This window comes from uncultured Novosphingobium sp., from assembly GCF_964277725.1.
Lineage (GTDB): Bacteria > Pseudomonadota > Alphaproteobacteria > Sphingomonadales > Sphingomonadaceae > Novosphingobium > Novosphingobium fluoreni.
The window spans coordinates 1-2,780 of sequence record NZ_CAXYKL010000002.1 but is presented as its reverse complement, the minus strand read 5'-3'; the positions used below and the strand labels follow the sequence as shown (position 1 = coordinate 2,780).

At 57.4% G+C, this 2,780-nt stretch carries 2 protein-coding genes; one reads left to right on the top strand and one right to left on the bottom strand.

Going from position 1 to position 2,780, the window contains the following annotated elements; all coding sequences use genetic code 11:
* Window positions 1-505 precede the first annotated feature (505 nt).
* Entirely contained in the window at window positions 506-1,858 is a 1,353-nt protein-coding gene (locus ACHWRX_RS00125; protein ID WP_394657623.1) for a DUF1214 domain-containing protein, read from the top strand.
* Between the two features lie 245 nt (window positions 1,859-2,103).
* Here ACHWRX_RS00125 and ACHWRX_RS00120 read toward each other — a convergent pair.
* The coding region (locus ACHWRX_RS00120; protein ID WP_394657622.1) for a TonB-dependent receptor at window positions 2,104-2,780 on the bottom strand (677 nt) is incomplete at its 5' end.

Here is a 2,780-nt window from a genome sequence, read left to right as displayed (position 1 = left end):
CGAGATAGCCATCGCGTCGCCACGAGGCTCGTGATGACGAACGCACTAGCGACTGAAGTGTGGCCAAAACACCGCTCACGCGTGAGCTGACCTGTACAGCTTCGTTCTGATCACACGTCAGCCTCTCTAGTTGATGACACGGCGAAGCCTGCACACCTCGACAACGTGCTATTGAACGCGGATGCCCCCTCTTGGTTCAGGCCTGACCCTTGCGGGCAAAATGGAACCGAGCCCAACTCTCATCACTTGATAGCCCGTTGGCTTTTGAGCCGTCTTCAAAAATCTCTTGGTACTGATGCCGCCTGTACTCGGCCTTTTTGATTGCTCGTCGGCGTCGCCAATGGTCTCGAACAGTCGTGACACCTATACAATCCGGGCGCAGAAAGTTTATTATGCCGTTATTGGCGCGCCGCTCAGGTTCGGACTGGATGTTGGCTGGCGGTTCGGCGATAATCAAAGATAACAAGGGCAAGGACCGGCCTGCTGCCGTCCGTTAAGACAGGAGATGGCCATGATCGGAGCAAGGCGTATGCTGCTAGCAACCGCAGCAGTCACGATGGCGATCAGCACGGTAGGCGGCGTCGCCGCAAAGCCCAAGACCGCGGCCAGCAGCACGACCGAGGCAAACCCGCTTGCCACAGCTGATCAGAACGAAATCACCCGCAAGGCGCTAGCTGCGATCCAGACCGAACAGGTCAGGAAAGGACGCGATCTTGCCGCCTTTCGCTGGAAGGCCGTGCTACGAGACGAGCCTCCGGCCGAGGCTTGGCCCAGTTTCGACAGCATGATGGATGATTTCATGTTTAATTTCGCAATCAAGGCAGCGGCCAGCGATGCGAACTATCCGAAAGTCGTCCACATTTATACTCCGCCGCATAGCTGGCAAGGCATGGCTGTGCCCGGCTCACGCTGGGGCGGAGATAATCCGGACAACATCTACCGTTGGATACCGATCGACAGCACCGGCCACTTCCGGCTGAATGGGAAGGTCAGTGCCAATCCGCCGTCGGATGTGTCTTATGTGTTGGTGGGGGACTGGAACACATCCAAAACGCTCAACATGGTCGAGCAATCCGACCTCAAGGTTAACTCGGATGGCAGCTTCTCGATCACGCTCGATCCCAAGCCTGCAAATGGCAGGGCCAATCACATCCAAACCTTCCCGGGCGCGAAGGCATTGTTCATCCGTGATTCGCTTGGCGACTGGAATCAACGCGCCAACGCTCTGGCGATTCAACGCCTCGATCCGCCGTCCGCTCCTCCTATGACCGATGACCAGATCGCCGCGAAGACCGCCGACATTGCGCTTGAGGCACTCCCCCATGTCTACTGGTTCTACAAACTTGCCCACGGCCATCCCAACAACATTACTCAGCTGGCAAAATCTGGTTCGGTCGGAGGGCTGCTGACGCAGCGCGCCGGTAGTGGGCTCGCCGTATTGGCTGACGATGAGGCTATGCTCATCACCATGGACCCTTCGGATGCTGCTTATTACAGCGTCGTAGCGCACAACAACTGGTGGATCACCATCGACTATGCCAACCACACTTCCAGCCTAAACAACAGCCAAATAACGAAGAATGCGGACGGCACCAGTACATTCGTGATCGCCCCGCGCGACCCGGGTGCGCACAATTGGATTGATACCGGCGGCCTGCACACCGTGCCGCTTGTCATTCGCACGCAAGGCCTATCAAAGAATCCGGCACGCGAACCGTCGATCAAGGTTCGCGTCGTCAAAGTGAATGAACTTAAAACCGTACTACCGAAGGAGACTGTCTGGGTTACGCCGGCGCAGCGCCATTCACAGATCACCGAACGCCAACGCCAAATCGCGGCGCGCATGGCCGATCACTGATTGGATCAACAACCCGCAACGATCTGCCACTCAGCCAAGGCTGCTGAGTGGCAGTGCTTCGAAGTCTTCCTATCTGCGAGGTGGCGTTCTAAACTGATTTCGTTGTGGAAGTTGGCTTGGCCCCCTTGAAGCCACGCACGAAATCTGCGGTGGATGTTTACAGCGACCGGTGATCTCGTTCCGGAATTCGTTTGACCGAATTTTTCATATATCGCGGAAGCATAGTGAGCTCCGGCCCGCAACCCTTACCGACGGCTGCCCAGCGTCATCTTGGCTCCGGCATAAAAGTAGCGGCCTACGGGTGAAATCGGCACGTTCGTTTCAAAACCGATGTCCGGCTTCTGATTGGTGAAGTTGTTCACGCCTGCGTAGAAAGCGAAGGCATCCCCGACCTCGTATTGTGCTCGAATGTCGTGCTGCCACAATTCCTTGAAACGGAAGTACTGCGGATCGACATAGCTCGGGTTGCCGTCGGTGGCGACCCGCTCGAACCGGCGCACGCCATTCTGCCAGCGCAAGTTGTAATTCACGGTCAGCGCGCCCAACGACCAGCTTGGAGAAAAGGTAAGGTTGTACTTGGGACGGAACGGCTGATCGCGATTATCCTGGACATCGGCGCCGATGGTCGGGATCTGCTCCAGCCGGTGCAAATAGCCGCCGACGAGCCGCATATCGAAGGTGCCGAGATTGGCCGTGTCAACCTGGTATGCAGCGTTCAATTCCAGGCCGGCGGTTCGGAATGCGGCGACGTTCTCGGGCTGGACGATGTAACTGTCGATATAGCCGCTGCCCGCTTGCCGGCTGATCGCATCGCAGAAAGGGTTATCGGTGGTTGGCTGATCCACGCACAACGCGGCGACCGTGGAGGCGTTGGCGGTGTTGATCGCGTCCTTGATGCGGATGTCGTACCAGTCCAGCGCGA